The sequence below is a fragment of the Stenotrophomonas sp. 2694 genome (assembly GCF_040548715.1).
Classification (GTDB): Bacteria; Pseudomonadota; Gammaproteobacteria; order Xanthomonadales; family Xanthomonadaceae; genus Stenotrophomonas; species Stenotrophomonas indicatrix.
Genome location: NZ_JBEPSG010000024.1, coordinates 48637 through 66989 on the forward strand (window position 1 = coordinate 48637; position 18353 = coordinate 66989).

General features: G+C 66.6%; 14 protein-coding genes and 1 riboswitch. Of the genes, 11 read left to right on the top strand and 3 right to left on the bottom strand.

The window, feature by feature from the left end:
- Window positions 1-26: 26 nt before the first annotated feature.
- Window positions 27-128, bottom strand: a riboswitch (TPP riboswitch).
- A gap of 247 nt (window positions 129-375) precedes the next feature.
- On the top strand, window positions 376-1953 hold the full coding sequence (locus tag ABIA73_RS19075; protein ID WP_033831957.1) for a BCCT family transporter: 1578 nt from the start codon (window positions 376-378) through the stop codon (window positions 1951-1953).
- Between the two features lie 549 nt (window positions 1954-2502).
- Here the strand turns inward: ABIA73_RS19075 and ggt are convergent.
- Window positions 2503-4164 (bottom strand): gamma-glutamyltransferase, encoded by a 1662-nt coding sequence (gene ggt, locus ABIA73_RS19080; protein ID WP_080149926.1) that lies wholly within the window; start codon window positions 4162-4164, stop codon window positions 2503-2505.
- Between the two features lie 800 nt (window positions 4165-4964).
- Between ggt and ilvC the strand changes: the two genes are divergently transcribed.
- The 9 genes from ilvC to leuB all read left to right on the top strand — a co-directional run bounded on the left by ilvC (window position 4965) and on the right by leuB (window position 14616).
- The gene (ilvC, locus tag ABIA73_RS19085) at window positions 4965-5939 is read left to right on the top strand and encodes a ketol-acid reductoisomerase (protein ID WP_025874152.1); all 975 of its coding nucleotides are present in this window, start codon (window positions 4965-4967) and stop codon (window positions 5937-5939) included.
- Window positions 5940-5976: 37 nt separating this feature from the next.
- A complete protein-coding gene (gene ilvG, locus ABIA73_RS19090) occupies window positions 5977-7713 on the top strand; it encodes an acetolactate synthase 2 catalytic subunit (protein ID WP_059065039.1) in 1737 nt (578 codons plus the stop codon).
- Window positions 7697-7948 carry an ACT domain-containing protein gene (locus tag ABIA73_RS19095; protein WP_025874150.1) on the top strand — a complete coding sequence of 84 codons (252 nt, stop codon included), beginning with the start codon at window positions 7697-7699 and terminating at the stop codon, window positions 7946-7948. The genes ilvG and ABIA73_RS19095 overlap by 17 nt, the downstream gene beginning before the upstream one ends.
- 96 nt (window positions 7949-8044) lie before the next feature.
- Complete coding sequence (locus ABIA73_RS19100) at window positions 8045-9136, top strand: threonine dehydratase (protein ID WP_140227643.1); 1092 nt, start codon at window positions 8045-8047, stop codon at window positions 9134-9136.
- On the top strand, window positions 9133-10719 hold the full coding sequence (locus ABIA73_RS19105) for a 2-isopropylmalate synthase (protein ID WP_025874148.1): 1587 nt from the start codon (window positions 9133-9135) through the stop codon (window positions 10717-10719). Before ABIA73_RS19100 ends, ABIA73_RS19105 begins: the two co-directional genes overlap by 4 nt.
- A gap of 10 nt (window positions 10720-10729) precedes the next feature.
- Window positions 10730-11509 carry a class I SAM-dependent methyltransferase gene (locus ABIA73_RS19110; protein ID WP_140227644.1) on the top strand — a complete coding sequence of 260 codons (780 nt, stop codon included), beginning with the start codon at window positions 10730-10732 and terminating at the stop codon, window positions 11507-11509.
- 59 nt (window positions 11510-11568) lie between these two features.
- The gene (gene leuC / locus ABIA73_RS19115) at window positions 11569-12987 is read left to right on the top strand and encodes a 3-isopropylmalate dehydratase large subunit (protein WP_140227645.1); all 1419 of its coding nucleotides are present in this window, start codon (window positions 11569-11571) and stop codon (window positions 12985-12987) included.
- Entirely contained in the window at window positions 12987-13565 is a 579-nt protein-coding gene (gene leuD, locus ABIA73_RS19120) for a 3-isopropylmalate dehydratase small subunit (protein WP_354276164.1), read from the top strand. Before leuC ends, leuD begins: the two co-directional genes overlap by 1 nt.
- Window positions 13555-14616: a 3-isopropylmalate dehydrogenase gene (leuB, locus tag ABIA73_RS19125; RefSeq protein ID WP_140227646.1), complete on the top strand. Its 1062-nt coding sequence runs from the start codon at window positions 13555-13557 to the stop codon at window positions 14614-14616. Before leuD ends, leuB begins: the two co-directional genes overlap by 11 nt.
- Window positions 14617-14678: 62 nt before the next feature.
- Here the strand turns inward: leuB and ABIA73_RS19130 are convergent, their stop codons facing one another.
- Together ABIA73_RS19130 and ABIA73_RS19135 are read right to left on the bottom strand one after the other, a co-directional pair.
- Window positions 14679-15752, bottom strand: coding sequence for a hypothetical protein (locus ABIA73_RS19130; protein WP_140227647.1), 1074 nt, complete (start codon window positions 15750-15752; stop codon window positions 14679-14681).
- A gap of 159 nt (window positions 15753-15911) precedes the next feature.
- A complete protein-coding gene (locus ABIA73_RS19135; protein ID WP_279208692.1) occupies window positions 15912-16685 on the bottom strand; it encodes an SDR family oxidoreductase in 774 nt (257 codons plus the stop codon).
- Between the two features lie 116 nt (window positions 16686-16801).
- On the opposite strand from ABIA73_RS19135, the gene ABIA73_RS19140 reads away from it, so the two are divergent.
- Window positions 16802-17710: a LysR family transcriptional regulator gene (locus tag ABIA73_RS19140; protein ID WP_088101240.1), complete on the top strand. Its 909-nt coding sequence runs from the start codon at window positions 16802-16804 to the stop codon at window positions 17708-17710.
- Window positions 17711-18353: the final 643 nt, after the last annotated feature.

Genomic DNA, 18353 nt, shown 5'->3' on the forward strand with positions numbered 1-18353 from the left:
GGCGCTCCCTGGGCAGGTTCCGGGTACGGCTGCATTGCAAAGCTTCCCTACGCCGGTATGAGCCGGATCAGGTTCCAAGGGACTATCTCAACCGTGGCCACAAGGCCGCGGTACCCCCGCTTCTTGGTGGGCATTAGAGCATAGAAACCACTCGACCTTCTGCCCGTTCATCCACGCAGGGCGCAGATCTGCCGCACCCGCGTTAACAGAACCGTGACGTCGCATTCAGTAACGTGCACGCGCGCCGCACCGTTGCACGTGGCGCTTTCCCTGCCGCCATCGCGGTGCCTGTCCGGTGCGCGCACACTGTCGCCGGCCTACTCCCTGCAAGCTTTCGCTCGCTCCCCTCATTCCCTTGATCGGAGAAGCTCCTTCATGGTGTTTCGCATTTCCATCGCACTGGTGCTTGTCCTGGTGCTGCTGGCCGGCCTCGCGCCCGGCCCCTTCAATACCGTCGTGCAGGCGGCGCTGGCTGATGTCATCCGCAGCGTCGGTTGGCTGTACCTGCTGGTGGTGTTCCTGGCGCTGGTGTTCCTGATGTACCTGGCCTTCGGCCGCTTCGGCAACCTGCGCATCGGTGGCGAAGACGCCGAACCCGAATTTTCGCGCGCCAGCTGGATGTCGATGCTGTTCGCCGCCGGCATGGGCATCGGCCTGGTGTTCTGGGGCGCGGCCGAGCCGATCTCACACTTCACCAAGCCACCGGAAGGCATTGAACCGCAGAGCATGGATGCTGCGCGTGCCGCCATGCGCTACGTGTTCTTCCACTGGGGCCTGCATCCGTGGGCGATCTATGCGCTGATCGGTCTGGCGATGGCCTGGTTCCAGTTCAACCGCAACGGCGGTGGCCAGATCAGCGACATGCTGCAGCCGATCATCGGCCGCCACCATCGCGGTTGGATCGGAAAGGTGGTCAACATCTCCGCCGTGGTCGCCACCGCGGTCGGCGTAGCCACGGCACTGGGTTTCGGTACGGTGCAGATCGCCGCCGGCGTAGAACGGGTGTTCGGGTTGCACGCAGGCATACCGCTGCAGCTGACCATCATCGCAGTGGCGTTCGTGCTTTACATGGCCTCCTCGCTGAGTGGCGTGGGCCGCGGCATGAAGTGGCTGTCCAACGTCAATCTGGCGTTGGCGGCATTGCTGCTGGCACTGGTGCTGGTGCTCGGCCCGACCGGCGCCATCTTCAACACCTTCACCACCACGCTGGGCTCCTACCTCAACCAGCTGGTGACCATGAGCCTGCGCATGTCGCCGTTCTCGTCCAGCACCTGGGTGGCGGACTGGACGATCTTCTACTGGGCGTGGTGGATTTCCTGGGCACCGTTTGTCGGTTCCTTCATCGCGCGCATCTCGCGCGGACGCAGCGTGCGCGAGTTCGTGGTGGGTGTGGTGCTTGCGCCAACCCTGTTGGGCTTCTTCTGGTTCTCGGTCTTCGGTGGCACCGCAATCTGGTCGCAGATCTTCGGCCACGCCGACCTGGTGCAGGCGCTGGGCAACGGCTATGAGACGGTGCTGTTCACCCTGTTCGACAGCCTGCCACTGCCGTTGCTGCTGTCGAGCATCGCACTGGTATTGTTGATGATCTTCTTCGTGACCTCGGCCGATTCGGCGGTACTGGTACTGGCCACGATGTCCACCGACGATGCGGGTGAGCCATCGCGCAGGCACAAGATTGCGTGGGGTGTGGGCATCGCACTGATCGCGGGCGCATTGCTGCTGGCGGGTGGTCTGGAGGCGTTGCAGGGCATGATCACGATTGCGGCGTTGCCGTTCGCGCTGCTGATGGTGCTGGTGATGGTGTCGCTGTACCGGGTGCTGGACCAGGAGTACACGCGCGAGCGGCGGCAGGCGCAGCGCCAGCGACGCATGATCGATGCGTGGATCGCACGCGAGATGGCGGCGCAGGAAGAGACCCAGGCGGAGGCGGCACGCGCGCAGGATCAGGATTGAGGGTGTTTGCAGCCTGCGGCTGCACCGCTTTTTTCAGGCAAAGGCAACGGCCAAAGCCAAGGCGGCTCTGGGTTGCTGCTTGCCTGGCGGGGAGGGGGCCGATGGCGGGACACGCCGCAAGTACGTCCCTGTAGGCTCGGCCACGGCATCCATGCCGTGGACGGTCCCGCCATCGGCCCCCTCCCCGCCTCCGACAATTTCCCGGTGACGGCAGTAGATCCACGCCATGCGTGGATGAAGGTGTATCGGAAAACAAGGAGGGGTCGGATCCGTTTTCCAAAGGAAAACGGATCCGACCCCAACCATCAGCACGCGGCTGTTGCTGCTGCCTTTGCTTTTGATCTTCTTCTTTCTCTTACTGCGGTGGCGGCCACAGGAAACTGTCCGTGGCCGGGTGGGTGGGTTGGCTGGGGGCGTGAGCGCCATGGATGGCGCGCCCGAGCCTACAAGGACGTACTTGCGGCGTCCCCCAGGCAACCTACCCACCCGGCCAACCACAGCATTGCTGCCAACACCGCAGAGGGGGCTCAGCCCGGTGGCCGGGAAACCTCAGTAGCCCGCCGCCTGCCCATCCTTGCGGCTCTCCGACGCGCCGTAATACACGCCGGTTTCCGGATCACGCAGGATCGCCTGGTAACCGCCATACGGACCATCGGCGAACACCACCCGGTGCCCCTTGCGCATCAGCGCCCGCACCGTCTCGTACGGGAACCCGGTTTCCAGATTGACCTCGCCACCATCAGTCATCGCCGTCGCCTGCCCGGTCGGTTCGGTCGATCCCTCATGCTGGATGCGGGGTGCATCACCGGCCTCCTGCAGGTTCATGCCGAAGTCCACCAGGTTCATCACGATCTGTGCGTGCCCCTGCGGCTGCATCGCACCGCCCATCACGCCGAAACTTGCATAAGGCTTGCCGCCCTTGGTGATGAAGGCCGGAATGATGGTCTGGAAGGGACGCTTGCCCGGTGCGTAACCGTTGGGATGGTTCTTCTGCAGCACGAACATCTCGCCGCGATCCTGCAGGATGAAGCCCAGCCCCGGCGGGGCCATGCCGCTGCCCATGCCGCGGTAGTTGGACTGGATCAGTGACACCATCATGCCGTCGGCATCGGCCACGGTCATGTAGATCGTGTCGCCCTCTTCCAGCTGCTTGGGCGTGCCCGGCTGCACTTCCTTCAGCGCCTTGTCCATCGAAATCAGCGCGCGACGCTGCGCTGCGTACTCCTTGGAAATCAGCTTCTGTACCGGCGCGGGCTGGAACGCCATGTCGGCGTAGAAGCGCGCACGATCGGCGAAGGCCAGCTTCTTGGCTTCCACGAACAGATGCACGTGCTCGGGTGAGCCGAACGGAATCTTCGAGAAGTCGTAGCCTTCCAGTACGTTGAGGATCTGCAGCGCGGCGATGCCCTGGCTGTTGGGCGGCAGCTCCCACACGTCGTAGCCGCGGTAGTTGCTGCTGACCGGCTCGACCCACTCGCCATGATGGTCGGCCATGTCCTGGTAGCTCAGGTAGCCGCCGTTCTTCTTGAAGTAATCGCCGATGGTGTGGGCGATGTCGCCCTTGTAGAAGGCATCACGGCCGCCGTCGGCAATCTTCTGCAGGGTGTCGGCAAGGTTGGGGTTCTTCCACATCTCGCCCTTGCGCGGCGCGTGGCCATCGATCGTGAACTGTTCCTTGAAACCCGGATACTGCGACAGCTTCGGCACCGAGCGATCCCAGTAATAGGCAATCACTTCGGCAACGGGATGACCGTCGCGCGCGTAGCGGATGGCCGGGGCCAGGTTGTCGGCCATCGGCTTGCGGCCGAAGCGCTCGTGCAGCGCGAACCAGCCATCAACCGCGCCCGGCACCGATACCGGCAGCGGGCCGGTCGCGGGGATCTCCTTCAGGCCACGACGCTGGAACTCGGCCAGGGTGAGTGACTTCGGCGAACGGCCCGAGCCGTTGTAGCCGTAGAGCTTCTGCGTCTTCGGGTCCCACACGATGGCGAACAGGTCGCCGCCGACGCCATTGCCAGTCGGCTCCATCAACCCCAGCGCTGCGTTGGCCGCAATGGCGGCATCGACGGCCGAGCCACCGGCCTTCATCACGTCCAGCGCGATCTGGGTAGCCAGCGGCTGCGAGGTGGCGGCCATCGCATGCGGGGCGATCACCTCCGAGCGGGTGGCGAAGGTGTGGCCGGTAATGCGGTCGGCGGCCTGGGACAGCATGGGCACGGCAGCCAGCACGGCAGCAGCCAGCAGGGAACGGGCAAGACGTCGGGACACGGTCAGGTTCCGAGGGAAGGGGTGGTGACCCGATCTTCGCCGCTACCGCGACCGGGGGCCATCGGGCATAGGTCATGGGGCGCCTCATGGAGCCACGGACGCCATTGCCACGAACGCATCGCAATGCGCGCGGAACCTCCCGCGACACACGGGGCGCTGCACGACCCGACGAGCGCAGCTGGTATCGCCAAAATCCGCGCAAAAAACCCGTTGAAAAGAGTGAATTCGGGTTCACCGAAACACTTTCAGCAGCAACCATCCTTGTGCCACAAGCGATTGCACTGCATGCAGCGGAAACTGACGGAAATAGTGCTGCGAGGGTTGACACAGCGGAAATGGCTGTGGTTTTCTCGATCACATGTTGCATCACAACACACCACCGCGAACCCACATCGAAGCCGCCGATACCGGCGCCGCCTCGCTGCGTTCGATTGTTGTGCTCGTACTTATTACCCAACCAACAGGTGCGGGACGAGCCAGCGTGTAAGCAACAAACACACCGGAACTCTTCAAAAACCCGCACCCGCCCAGGTGCGGGTTTTTTCATTTCAGGACCTGGTTTCAGACGCAACCACCATGACCACCGCCTCCTCCACAACCTGGACCCGCTGCACCACGAACTCTCGTGGTGGCAGTACCTGTGCGATGCGCGGCGCTGCCCTCCCCGCTTTTCCCTGACCGGCCGGTACGTCGCTTCGACTGCCGGCCGTCTTTTTTCTTCCCACCCGCAAGGAACCTCCCCCATGAGCACCAACGAACTGCCCCAGACCAAGATCGCCGTCATCGGCTACGGCAGCCAGGGCCGCGCGCACGCGCTGAACCTGCGTGAATCCGGCTTCGATGTGGTGGTAGGCCTGCGTCCGGGCGGCCCCACCGAGGTCAAGGCACAGGCCGATGGCTTCACCGTGAAGGCACCGGCCGATGCGGTGAAGGATGCCGACCTGGTCGCGGTGCTGACCCCGGACATGGTGCAGAAGAAGCTGTACGAGGATGTGCTGGCGTCGAACATGAAGCAGGGCGCGGTGCTGCTGTTCGCGCATGGTCTGAACGTGCACTTCGACATGATCAAGCCGCGCGAAGACCTGGACGTCGTGCTGGTCGCACCGAAGGGCCCGGGTGCACTGGTCCGTCGCGAATATGAAATCGGCCGCGGTGTGCCATGCATCTGGGCGGTCTACCAGGACAAGAGCGGCAAGGCCGCCGAGTACGCGCTCGCCTATGCGGCCGGCCTGGGTGGTGCGCGCGCCAACCTGATCCAGACCACCTTCAAGGAAGAAACCGAAACCGATCTGTTCGGCGAGCAGGCAGTGCTGTGCGGCGGCGCTTCGGCACTGGTGCAGGCGGGCTTCGAGACGCTGGTGGAAGCCGGTTACCAGCCGGAAATCGCCTACTACGAAGTGCTGCACGAACTGAAGCTGATCGTCGACCTGTTCTACGAAGGCGGCATCTCGCGGATGCTGGAGTTCATCTCCGAGACCGCGCAGTACGGCGACTACGTCAGCGGCCCGCGGGTGATCGACGCCGGTACCAAGGCGCGCATGAAGGAAGTGCTGAAGGACATCCAGGACGGCACCTTCACCAAGAACTGGGTGGCCGAGTACGAAGCGGGCCTGCCGAACTACAACAAGTTCAAGCAGGCCGACCTGGAGCACCCGATCGAGAAGGTAGGCAAGGAACTGCGCGCCAAGATGGTCTGGTTGCAAGGTCAAGCCGCGTAACAACGCGGCACCCCCACCCGCTCTGCAAGGTTCCCCCATGAACTCTCCCACACACCGCAGCGCGCCGCCCAACGGCGCGCGCTGGCTGACCCAGGCGCTGGAGGCCGAGGGTGTCCGTACGCTGTTCGGCTATCCGGGCGGCACCATCATGCCGTTCTACGACGCGCTGGTGGATTCGTCGCTGAAGCACATCCTGGTGCGCCATGAGCAGGGCGCGGCACTGGCCGCCAACGGCTTTGCGCGCGCCAGTGGCCAGGTCGGCGTCTGCGTGGCGACCTCCGGTCCGGGCGCGTCGAACCTGGTCACCGGCATCGCCGATGCGATGCTCGATTCGGTGCCGATGGTCTGCATCACCGGCCAGGTCGCCACGCCGCTGCTGGGCACCGATGCGTTCCAGGAACTGGACGTGTTCGGCCTGACGATGCCGATCGTCAAGCACAGCTGGCTGGTGCGCAGCGTCGATGACCTGCCGCGCGTGGTGGCCGATGCTTTCCGCATCGCCCGCGAAGGCCGTCCCGGCCCGGTGCTGATCGATCTGCCCAAGGACGTGCAGCTGGCCGATGCCAGCCACCTGCCGGCGCATGTGCCGGCCAATGTGGAACCGCCGCCGGCCCCCGCCGACGCGGCCATCGCCGAGGCCATCGCGGCTCTGGCGGCGGCCGAGAAGCCGGTGGTCTACGCCGGTGGTGGCATCGCCCTGGGCGATGCCGTGCAGGACCTGCGCGAATTCGTCGAAGCCAGCGCCATCCCCACCGTGATGACCCTGCGTGGGCTGGGCGCGCTGCCTCCCCAGCACCCGCAGTCGCTGGGCATGCTGGGCATGCACGGCACCCGCGCGGCGAACATGGCCGTGCAGGAAAGCGATCTGCTGCTGGTGCTGGGTGCGCGCTTCGATGATCGGGCGACCGGCAAGCTGGCCGAGTTCGCACCGTTTGCCCGCGTGGTGCACATCGATGCCGATGCGTACGAGATCTCCAAGCTGCGCAGCGCCGATGTCGCCGTGCCCGGCAACGTCGGCCACGCCATCCGCGCCCTGCGTGCGGCCTTCCCCTCCCCCAAGGCCCACCAGGACGCATGGCGCAAGCGCTGCGCACAGCATCGCGATCGCTTCGCCGCGCGCTACGACGCACCCGGCCAGCACATCTACGCCCCGGCGCTGCTGAAGCGCCTGAGCGAACTGGCGCCGGCCGATACGGTGGTCGCCTGCGACGTCGGCCAGCACCAGATGTGGGTTGCGCAGCACTGCCGCTTCACTCATCCGCGCAACCACCTGACCAGCGGTGCACTGGGCACGATGGGCTTCGGCCTGCCGGCGGCGATGGGCGCGCAGTTCGCCTGCCCCGAGCGCACGGTGGTGCTGGTGTCCGGCGATGGCAGCTTCATGATGAACGTGCAGGAGCTGGCGACCATCGCCCGCTGCCGCCTGCCGGTGAAGATCATCCTGCTGGACAACAGTTCGCTGGGCATGGTGCGGCAGTGGCAGGAACTGTTCTTTGCCGAGCGTTACAGCGAGATCGACCTGTCCGACAACCCGGACTTCGTCGCCCTGGCCAAGGTGTTCGGCATCGCGGCCACGCGCATCGACGCACGTGATGACGTCGAAGGTGGCCTGGCCGCGCTGCTGGCCGAACCCGGCCCGGCCCTGCTGCACGTGGCCATCGATGCACGCGCGAACGTGTGGCCGCTGGTACCGCCCAATACCGCCAACAGCACCATGCTGGAAAGCAACCCTGCACATGCACGCCAGGAGATCCCCAATGCAATACCGGCTTGACCTGGTGCTGCAACCGGCCGAGGGCGCGCTGCTGCGCGTGATCGGCATGGCCGAACGCCGCGGTTTCGCGCCGCGCGCGATCACCGGTGCGCCGGTGGCCGCCGATGATGGTCGTTGGCACCTGCAACTGGTGGTGGACAGCCAGCGCCCGCCGGAAACGCTGTGCCGGCAGATGGAAAAGATCTACGACTGCGTTTCGGTGCAGATGACCGCACTGGAAGGAGCATCCGCATGAACGCCCGTACCGTTTGCAACACGGTGCCGGTACGGAGGCGTCTTCTTCGCCGCCCGTGCCCGCATGCGGTGGTCGGCAACACCCTGCTGGTGGCCCATGCCGGCCGCTGACGCCAGCAAGGAAAGCGATGTCGGCGACGTAACCGTTGCCGACGTACTGGCTGCGCAGGCCCGCCTGCGCCGCTTCCTGCCGCCCACGCCGCTGCATCATGCCGAGCGCTTCGGCACCTGGCTGAAGCTGGAAAACCTGCAGCGCACCGGCTCGTACAAGGTCCGCGGCGCGCTGAATGCCCTGCTGGCCGCCCGCGAACGTGGCGATACCCGGCCGGTGATCTGCGCCTCGGCCGGCAACCACGCCCAGGGCGTGGCCTGGGCCGCCTATCGCCTGGATGTGCCGGCCATCACCGTGATGCCGCATGGCGCACCGGCCACCAAGATCGCTGGCGTCGCCCATTGGGGTGCAACGGTGCGCCAGCACGGCAACAGCTATGACGAGGCCTATGCGTTCGCCGTCGAACTGGCGCAGCGCCACGGCTACCGCTTCCTGTCCGCCTTCGACGATGCCGATGTCATCGCCGGCCAGGGCACCGTCGGCATCGAGCTGGCCGCACACGCGCCGGACGTGGTGATCGTACCGATCGGCGGTGGCGGCCTGGCATCCGGCGTCGCCCTGGCGCTGAAGTCACAGGGCGTGCGCATCGTCGGCGCGCAGGTCGAGGGGGTCGATTCGATGGCCCGCGCGATCCGCGGCGACGTGCGCGAGATCAATCCCGTGCCGTCGCTGGCCGATGGCGTGCGGGTGAAGATCCCCGGTTTCCTGACCCGTCGCCTGTGTACCTCGCTGCTGGACGACGTGGTGATCGTGCGCGAAGCCGAGCTGCGCGAGACCCTGGTGCGGCTGGCACTGGAAGAACACATCATCGCCGAAGGCGCCGGTGCGCTGGCACTGGCCGCCGGCCGTCGCGTCGCCGGGCGCCGCAAGTGCGCGGTCGTCTCCGGCGGCAACATCGACGCCGGCGTGCTCGCCGGCCTGCTCACCGACATCCGCCCACGCCCGCCACGCAAGCCGCGCCGACGCCGGGCAGAAACCCCGCGCTCGCCCGGCAAGGCGACCGCCACCGTTTTTCCCACGCCTTCCCCTTCCCCCCTGCAAGCCGTCGCACCCGCTGTCGAGGAGATTTCCCTGTGACCACCATCGAACGAATTACCACCCCGCGCATCCGCATCTTCGACACCACCCTGCGTGACGGCGAGCAGTCCCCCGGCTGCAGCATGAGCCCGCCGCAGAAGCTGGTGATGGCGCGTGCGCTGGACGAACTGGGCGTGGACATCATCGAGACCGGCTTCCCGGCCAGCTCGCAGTCCGACCGCGAAGCGATGGCCCTGATCGGCCGCGAACTGCGCCGCCCGAGCCTGAGCCTGGCGGTGCTGTCGCGCTGCCTGCAGGCCGACATCGAAACCTCGGCGCGTGCGCTGGAAGCCGCTGCCAACCCGCGCCTGCATGTGTTCCTGTCGACCAGCCCGCTGCACCGTGAGCACAAGCTGCGGATGACCCGCGAGCAGGTACTGGAATCGGTACGCAGGCACGTAGCGCTGGCCCGCTCCTACATCGATGACGTGGAGTTCTCCGCCGAGGATGCCACCCGCACCGAACTGGACTACCTGATCGAGGTCTCGCGCGTGGCGATCGCTGCCGGCGCCACCACCATCAACCTGCCCGACACCGTCGGCTTCACCACGCCGGAAGAGATCCGCACGATGTTCCAGCAGGTCATCGCTGGCGTCGCCGATGTGCCGAACGCAGCCAACGTGATCTTCAGCGCCCACTGCCACAACGATCTGGGCCTGGCCGTGGCCAACTCGCTGGCCGCCATCGAAGGCGGCGCGCGCCAGGTCGAATGCACCGTCAACGGCATCGGTGAGCGCGCCGGCAACTGCTCGCTGGAAGAGATCGCGATGGTGCTGAAGGTGCGCCAGGCTTTCTACGAGCAGGACACCGCCATCGATACCCCGCGCATTGTCGGCACCTCGCAGCTGCTGCAGCGCCTGGTCGGCATGCCGGTACAGCGCAACAAGGCCATCGTGGGTGCCAATGCCTTCGCCCATGAGTCGGGCATCCATCAGCACGGCATGCTGCGCCACCGCGGCACCTACGAAATCATGCGTCCGGAAGACGTGGGCTGGGAAGATTCGCAGATGGTGCTGGGCCGCCACAGTGGCCGCGCTGCCGTCGAAGCACGCCTGCGCGCGCTGGGCTTCTGGCTGGAAGAAGACGAGCTGAAGCTGGTGTTCGAGCAGTTCAAGGGATTGTGCGAGCAGCAGCGTGTTGTCACCGATGCCGACCTGCAGACGCTGATGCAGGGCGGCTCCAATGCCCAGGGCTACCGTCTGGCTTCGATGACCATCAGCGATGTCGGCAGCCGCGCCAACGCGCTGGTCGAACTGTCCGACCCCGACGGCAACCGCGTGGCCGAGACCGCGCAGGGCGACGGCCCGGTCGATGCGCTGTTCGGCGCGTTGTCGGCCGCCACCGGCGTGCAGCTGATGCTGGACAGCTACCACGTGCACAGCGTCGGCATCGGCGCCGACGCGCGTGGCGAGGCCAACCTGAGCGTGCGCCACGAGGGCGTGGAGTACGACGGCACCGGTACCAGCAAGGACATCATCGAAGCGTCCGCGCTGGCCTGGCTGGACGTGGCCAACCGCCTGCTGCGCCAGCGCCAGGCCAACGCCGGCATCAGTACTGAATCACCTGCCACCGCCACCGCCTGAGGAATGTGAGATGAGCGCCTTCGACACCGCAGCCACCGCCAGCAGCGCTGGCCAGCAGTGGAATGCCCAGGACTATGCGATCGATGCCGGCTTCGTGCCGACCCTCGGTGGCGCCGTTGCGCGCCTGCTCGATGCGCGTGCCGGTGAGCGCATTCTCGACCTGGGTTGTGGCGATGGCGTGCTCACCACCGAACTGGCCCTCAGCGGCGCACATATGCAGGGCGTCGATGCCTCGCCGGAAATGGTGATCGCCGCGCGTGCGCGGGGCGTCGATGCGCAGGTGATGGACGGCCACGCCCTGGCCTTCGACCGTGCGTTCGATGCGGTGTTCAGCAACGCAGCCCTGCATTGGATGCCCGACCCGGATCGCGTGCTGGAGGGCGTGCGCCGCGCCCTGCGCCCCGGCGGGCGCTTCGTCGCCGAGTTCGGCGGCCATGGCAACGTGGCCACGATCACTGCCGCCGTGCAGGCCGCGCGCGTCGCCCATGGCCATGGTGCCAGCGCATTCCAGTGGTACTTCCCCACCGCCGATGCCTACGCAGACCGCCTGCGCCAGCATGGCTTCCAGGTGCAGCTGATCGAATGCCTGCCGCGACCGACCGCGCTGCCGACCGGCGTTGCCGGCTGGCTGCGGGTATTCGCCGCTCCACTGCTGGACGACCTGCCGGCCGAGGCGCGCGCCACGGTGCGCGATGCCGCCACTGCCCTGCTGGCCGACCTGCCGCGCAATGCCGCCGGCCAGCCGCTGGCCGACTACGTGCGCCTGCGCGTGCTCGCGCGGCGCCGCTGACCTGCTCCTGTTACTTTCTCTTCGATGCCCGTTACTCCGTACTCCTGCCAGGCAAACGCATGACTTCCGCACCCCGCACCCTGTACGACAAACTGTGGGACGCCCACGTGGTGGTTCCAGAAACCGACAGCGCGCCCGCCGTGCTGTATATCGACCTGCACCTGATCCATGAAGTGACCTCGCCGCAGGCCTTCACCGAGCTGCGCGAGCGTGGCCTGAAGCCGCGCCGTCCGGATCGGACCAAGGCCACGATGGACCATTCAACGCCGACCCTGCCGGCCGCTGCCGACGGTACGCTGCCCTACGCCAGTGCCGCCTCCGAAGCACAGGTCGCGATGCTGGCGCGCAACTGCGCCGAGCACGGCATCGAACTGTTCGACATGGCCTCGGACAACCGCGGCATCGTCCACGTGATCGCACCGGAACAGGGCTTCACCCAGCCGGGCATGACCATCGTCTGCGGCGACAGCCACACCTCCACCCACGGCGCATTCGGGTCGCTGGCCTTCGGCATCGGCACCAGCGAAGTCGGCCATGTGCTGGCCACGCAGTGCCTGCTGCAGCGCAAGGCGAAGACGCTGGCGATCACCGTCGATGGCAAGGTCGCACCGGGTATCGGCGCCAAGGACGTGGTCCTGCACATCATCGGCGTGATCGGCGTCAATGGCGGCACCGGGCACGTGATCGAGTTCCGCGGCAGCACCATCGAAGCGATGGACATGGAACAGCGCATGACCCTGTGCAACATGTCGATCGAAGCCGGTGCACGCGCCGGCATGGTCGCTCCCGACCAGGTGACATTCGACTTCGTCGCCAATACGCCGCGTGGCCCCAAGGGCGCCGACTTCGACGCTGCCGTTGCCCGCTGGACGCAGCTGCGCAGCGATGAAGGCGCGCGCTTCGACAGCGAGGTGCACATCGATGCCGCCGATATCCGCCCGACCCTGACCTGGGGCACCCACCCCGGCACCGCCATCGCGGTGGATGCGCCGATCCCGGCGGCCAACGATGCCGCCGCGCAGAAGGGCCTGGATTACATGCACTTCCAGGCGGGACAGACGCTGGCCGGCACGCCCGTGGACGTAGTGTTCGTCGGCTCCTGCACCAATGGCCGGCTGAGCGACATGCGCGAAGTGGCACAGGTGCTGCGTGGCCGTCGCATCGCCGAGCGCGTGCGCATGCTGGTGGTGCCTGGTTCTGAGATCGTCAAGCGCCAGGCCGAGGCCGAAGGCATCCATGAGATCGTGCGCGCGGCCGGTGCCGAATGGCGCGAACCGGGTTGTTCGATGTGCATCGCCATGAATGGCGACCTGGTCGCCCCCGGCCAACTGGCGGTCAGCACCAGCAACCGCAACTTCGAAGGCCGCCAGGGCCCGGGCTCGCGCACGCTGCTGGCCTCGCCGATGAGTGCTGCGTGGGCCGCTGTGCAGGGCCACGTCGCCGATGCCCGTGAACTGTTTAGCCAGGAGGTGGCCTGATGAGCGGCTTCCGCACCCTGAGCTCGGCCAGCGTGGTGCTGCGCCAGACCAACATCGACACCGACCAGATCATTCCGGCGCGGTTCCTGTCCACCACCGAACGTGCTGGCCTGGGCCGCAATGCGTTCAACGATTGGCGCTGGCAGGCCGATGGCTCGCCCGTGGCGGACTTCGCCTTCAACCAACCGCACAATGCCGGCCGCAGCATCCTGCTGGCCGGGCGCAACTTCGGCTGCGGCTCATCGCGCGAACATGCGCCGTGGGCACTGACCGATCTCGGCCTGCGCGCCATCGTCAGCAGCGAGATCGCCGACATCTTCCGCGGCAATTCGCTGAAGAACGGCCTGCTGCCGATCGTACTGGACGAGGCCGACGTGCAGCTGCTGATGCAGCGCCCTGACGATGAGCTGACCATCGACATTGCGGCGCGCGAGCTGCGCACGCCCGATGGCCGCATCTACTCCTTCCCGTTGGACGGCTTCTCGCAGATCTGCCTGCTGGAAGGCGTCGATCAACTGGGTTATCTGTTGGGCCGTGTCCCTGAAATCGAACGTTACGAGAGTGAGCATGCACGCTGAAATTGTTGTCCTGCCCGGTGATGGCATCGGCCCGGAAGTGGCCGCCGCCGCGGTCGCCGTTCTGAACGCCGTCGCCAAGCGCTTCAACCACACCTTCACCTTCAGCGAGCACGACATCGGTGGCATCGCCATCGACCGCCACGGCGAACCGCTGCCGGCGTCGACCCTGGCCGCCTGCCAGGCCGCCAATGCTGTGCTGCTGGGCGCCGTGGGCGGGCCGAAGTGGTCCGACCCGAACGCCAAGGTCCGCCCGGAACAGGGCCTGCTGGCGATCCGCAAGGCGCTGGGCCTGTATGCCAACCTGCGTCCGGTGCGCACCCATGAAGCCGCACTCCACGCCTCGCCGATCAAGGCCGAGCTGCTGCAGGGCGTGGACTTCGTCGTGGTGCGCGAACTGACCGGTGGCATCTACTTCGGCGACAAGACCCGCGATGCCGACAGCGCCAGCGATCTGTGCCGCTACACCGTGGCCGAGATCGAGCGTGTGCTGCGCAGTGCCTTCCGGCTGGCGCAGCAGCGTCGCGGCAAGGTCACTTCGGTGGACAAGGCCAACGTGCTGGAAACCTCACGCCTGTGGCGTGACGTGGCCGCGCGCATCGGCCGCGAGGAATTCGCGGACGTGGCGCTGGAACACCAGCTGGTCGATTCCATGGCGATGCATCTGCTGGCCAAGCCGCGCGAGTACGACGTGATCGTGACCGAGAACATGTTCGGCGACATCCTCACCGATGAGGCCTCGATGCTGGCCGGTTCGCTGGGCCTGCTGCCATCGGCATCGCTGGGCGAGCCGGGTGCGGTGGGTATCTACGAGCCGATCCACGGCTCGGCACCGGACATCGCCGGCAAGGGCATCGCCAACCCGTACGCGACGATCTTCAGCGCGGCGATGCTGCTGCGCCATTCGCTGGGGCTGGAAGACGAAGCAGAAGCGGTGGAAGCGGCGGTGCACGCGGTGCTGGACGATGGCGTTTTCACCGCAGACCTGGCCGCCAAGGGCCACGCGGTGAGCACGGCGACGGCCACCGACGCGGTGCTGGCCAAACTGGGATGAGTGTTCGGGGTACCGGACGGCGTCCGGTACCCGTTCTCTCTGCGCATCCCGCACTGACTCACTCAGTGCGGGATGTTCGCGCTCTGCGGATCGCTCGCGGCCGCGCGCATCTGCGAGCTGCTGCATCCGGTCAGGACAGCGCCGTCGTCAGCTCTGGCCACCACGCGTTCATGGATTCGGATGCTGCCCGAAGGCAAGCCGCTGCGCGACGCTTCGCGTTGCCAGACCTGCACGCCGGCCTGCTGGTGAGCAGTTGTCAGACCGGCATCGAGCAACACGCTTGCCACGTTGATTCTGCCAAGGTCTGCAGCGAACAGGCCGGCCGGTGCGGCCAGCACCTTGTCGGTGGCGATGCCCTGGATCTGCAGCGGCGTCTGCAGTTCGATCTGGAAGACGGGAAGCACCGTGCCGTTGATCGCATGCGTGGGTGCCGACACTGCGTGCACCTCTGCCGGCCATTCGCTCTGCGGCTGTTCCATCACCTGCTGCAGCAAGCGCCCGACGCGGCGCAGGGCCGCATCGTCGGCACGGCACACGATGGCCGCAGTGAGGTCATTGGCATCTGCACGCTGCTGCCGATCCAGTGGCAACGTTCCCTGCGTGCTGGCAGATTGGGCAGTACATCCCAACCGATAGCCGTCGCCATAGCTGCTCACCATGATCGACGGGGCCGACGTGTTGCCATCAACCGATCGTGCGGACCACACCCGGAAAGGTTCACGCAGCGTGCTCGACTGCAGCTGCAGGCCATGGCGGGCAACGATACGATCACGCGCTGCAGCATCGATGGCAATGGACAACCCCTGCGCGTCTGCGAATACGCGCTGGGTCCGGACGCCCTGCGCGGTCAACGGCACCGGCATATCGATGACCGTCACCGAAGCAGCGTCGGCGTCTCCGGCCTGCTCGAAATGCCAGTCACGCAGATGCAACGGGCGACCGGCCGGATCGCCGTAGCGTGCCGCCCGCAGGGTGCTGGCGACGGTCTGCCGGGTATCTGCACTGGCACGGCATTCGAGCACGGCGAGCAGGTTCTGCTGGAAGCGCAGGGCCTCGGTCTGCGCTGGCTCTGCATCGGCATGACCGCAGCAGGCAACCAGCATCAGCACGCAAGCGCGGATCGTGCGAGGGAACATGCAGGCTCTCCGGCCCCGGGACAGCCCGCTATTGTGCCCGTGAACGCCCTGAAGCTGTCCACTTGGGGATCAACAGTAGATCCAAGCCATGCGTGGATGAAGCCAAGAGCATCCACGCAGGGCGTGGATCTACTGCGCGAACCCAAGTCTCGCGTGTCTCTACTTGGTGGTGTAACCGCCGTTGACCAGGATGCTCTGCCCGGTCATCCACCAACCGTCGGTCACCAGGAAGCGGATCCACGGCACGATGTCGGCGATATCGGTCAGGCCGGTACGGGTGAATGCCGACAGCGCTGCGGCGGTCTTGTGATACGCCTGCGCATCGGCACTCTCGGCCGGATAGAAGAACGGCGTATCCATTGGCCCGGGGCCGATCGCGGTCACCGAGATCCCACGCTCGCCAAACTCCTTCGATGCCGCGCGGGTGAAGTGTTCCACCGGCGCCTTGGTGCCCGCGTAGCTGGAATAGAACGGCGTGAACGCGCCCAGCAGGGACGTGACCAGCGTGCAGATGCGGCCGCCGTCGTTGACATGGCGCCCTGCCTCCTTGAGGAAGAAAAAGGCCGTCTTCGCATTGACCGCGCTCATCTGGTCGTACTCCGCTTCGCTGATGTCCAGCATCGGCTTCTTCAGCACTTTGCCGACGGTGTTGATGGCGATGTCGGGGCGACCGACGGCGGCGACCGCGTCGGCGAACAGGCGCTCCATCGCAGCGGCCGAGGTCAGATCGGCCTGCAACGCCACGGCCTTGGCACCTGCGGCCTGCACCGCCGCAACGGTCGCCTCGGCGTCGGCCTGGGTGGCGGCGCTGTTGTAGTGGATGACGATGGCCTTGGCGCCCTGTACGGCGAAGTCGCGGGCGATCAGCCCGCCGAGGTTCTTGGCACCGCCGGCGATCAGCACGGTCTTGCCCTGGATACGGTGGTCGGTCATGGCATCGGTCTCGGGAAGAGGCTGCCGGGCTGGCAACCCTGTGCCGACGACGATATCGTGCAGAAATTGCGGATAAAGACCGCAACATTGACTTAACTTTCCAAAGCGGGCGAACAATGGACCGGATCGAGCGTTTCCGCATCTTTGCCCGGGTGGTGGAGTGCACCAGCTTCACCCGCGCCGCCGACCAGCTCGGCCTGCCCCGCTCCACCGTCTCGGCGGCCGTGGCGGAACTCGAGCAGCGCCTGGGCACGCGCCTGCTGCAGCGCTCCACCCGCAGGGTCTCCACCACCCACGATGGCGACACCTTCTACGTGCGCTGCCTGCGCCTGATCGCCGAGGTGGAAGACGCCGAGTCGCTGTTCCGCCAGGACGGCGCACAGCCGAGTGGCCTGTTGAAGATCGATGTACCCAGCCGGATCGGCCGCCGCATCATCGCCCCGGCCCTGCCGGACTTCTTCGCACGGCACCCCCAGGTCGAGCTGGACCTTGGCATGACCGATCGCGCGGTGAATCTGATCGAGGACGGCTGCGATGCGGTGCTGAGGGTGGGCCAGCTGGGTGACTCCAGCCTGGTGGCCCGCACGCTGGGCCAGCTGGACTTCGTCAACGTTGCCGCGCCAGCGTACCTGCACGCGCACGGCGTACCGCAGCACCCCACCGACCTGCAGCAGCACCGCGCGGTGAACTATGCGTCGCCTACCACGGCGCGGGTGGAGCCGTGGGAATGGCAGGACGGCGCGCAGCTGCGCACGCTGCCGATGCCCGGCTGGGTGCGGGTGAACAGCGCCGAGGCGTCGATTGCCTGCTGCGTCGCAGGGCTGGGACTGCTGCAGATTCCACGCTACGACGTGCAGGCCGAACTGCAAACCGGTGTGCTGGTGGAAGTGATGCCCCAGTACGCGGCGCAGCCGCTGCCGGTGACCCTGTTGCTGCCGCACCGGCAGCATCGCGCGCAACGTGTGCAGGTGTTCCTGGATTGGCTGGTGCCGCTGCTGCGTGAGCGGCTGCAGTTACAGGGGTGATCGGCCGGGCGGCTGCCCGGCGCCCGCCGAGGCAACTGCAACTGCAAAAGCAACTACAAAAGCCGGAGCGGCTCTGGGTTGTTGCTTGGTTGGCGGGGAGGGGGCAGCTGGTGGGACACGCCGCAAGTACGTCCCTGTAGGCTCGGCCACGGCATCCATGCCGTGGACGGTCCCGCCAGCTGCCCCCTCCCCGCCTCCGACAATTTCCCGATGACGGTTGGTGGATCCACGCCATGCGTGGATGAGGTGTATCGGAAAACACAAAGGGGCCGGATCCGTTTTCCAATGGAAAACGGATCCGACCCCAACCATCAGCACGCGGCTGTTGCTGTTGCTTTTCGCTCTTCTTCTTTCTCTTCCTGCGGTGCAGGCCACAGGAAACTGTCAGGGGCCGGGTGGGTGGGCTGGGCGGGGGTGTCAGCCGCATGGGCCCGAGGCATGCCTCGGGCGGGCTGGGCAGGACGCCCAACCCCGGTCTTGCCGTGTGCGCAGGACAGCGCACACGAGCAAGCGGCTGCCAAGCCTACAAGGACGTACTTGCGGCGTCCCCCGAACAGGGCCCCCCCCCCCCCCCCCCCCCCCCACCCCCCGAGGACCCCCCCCCCACGGGGGGGCCCCCCCGGGGCCGCGCAAACCCCGGCCA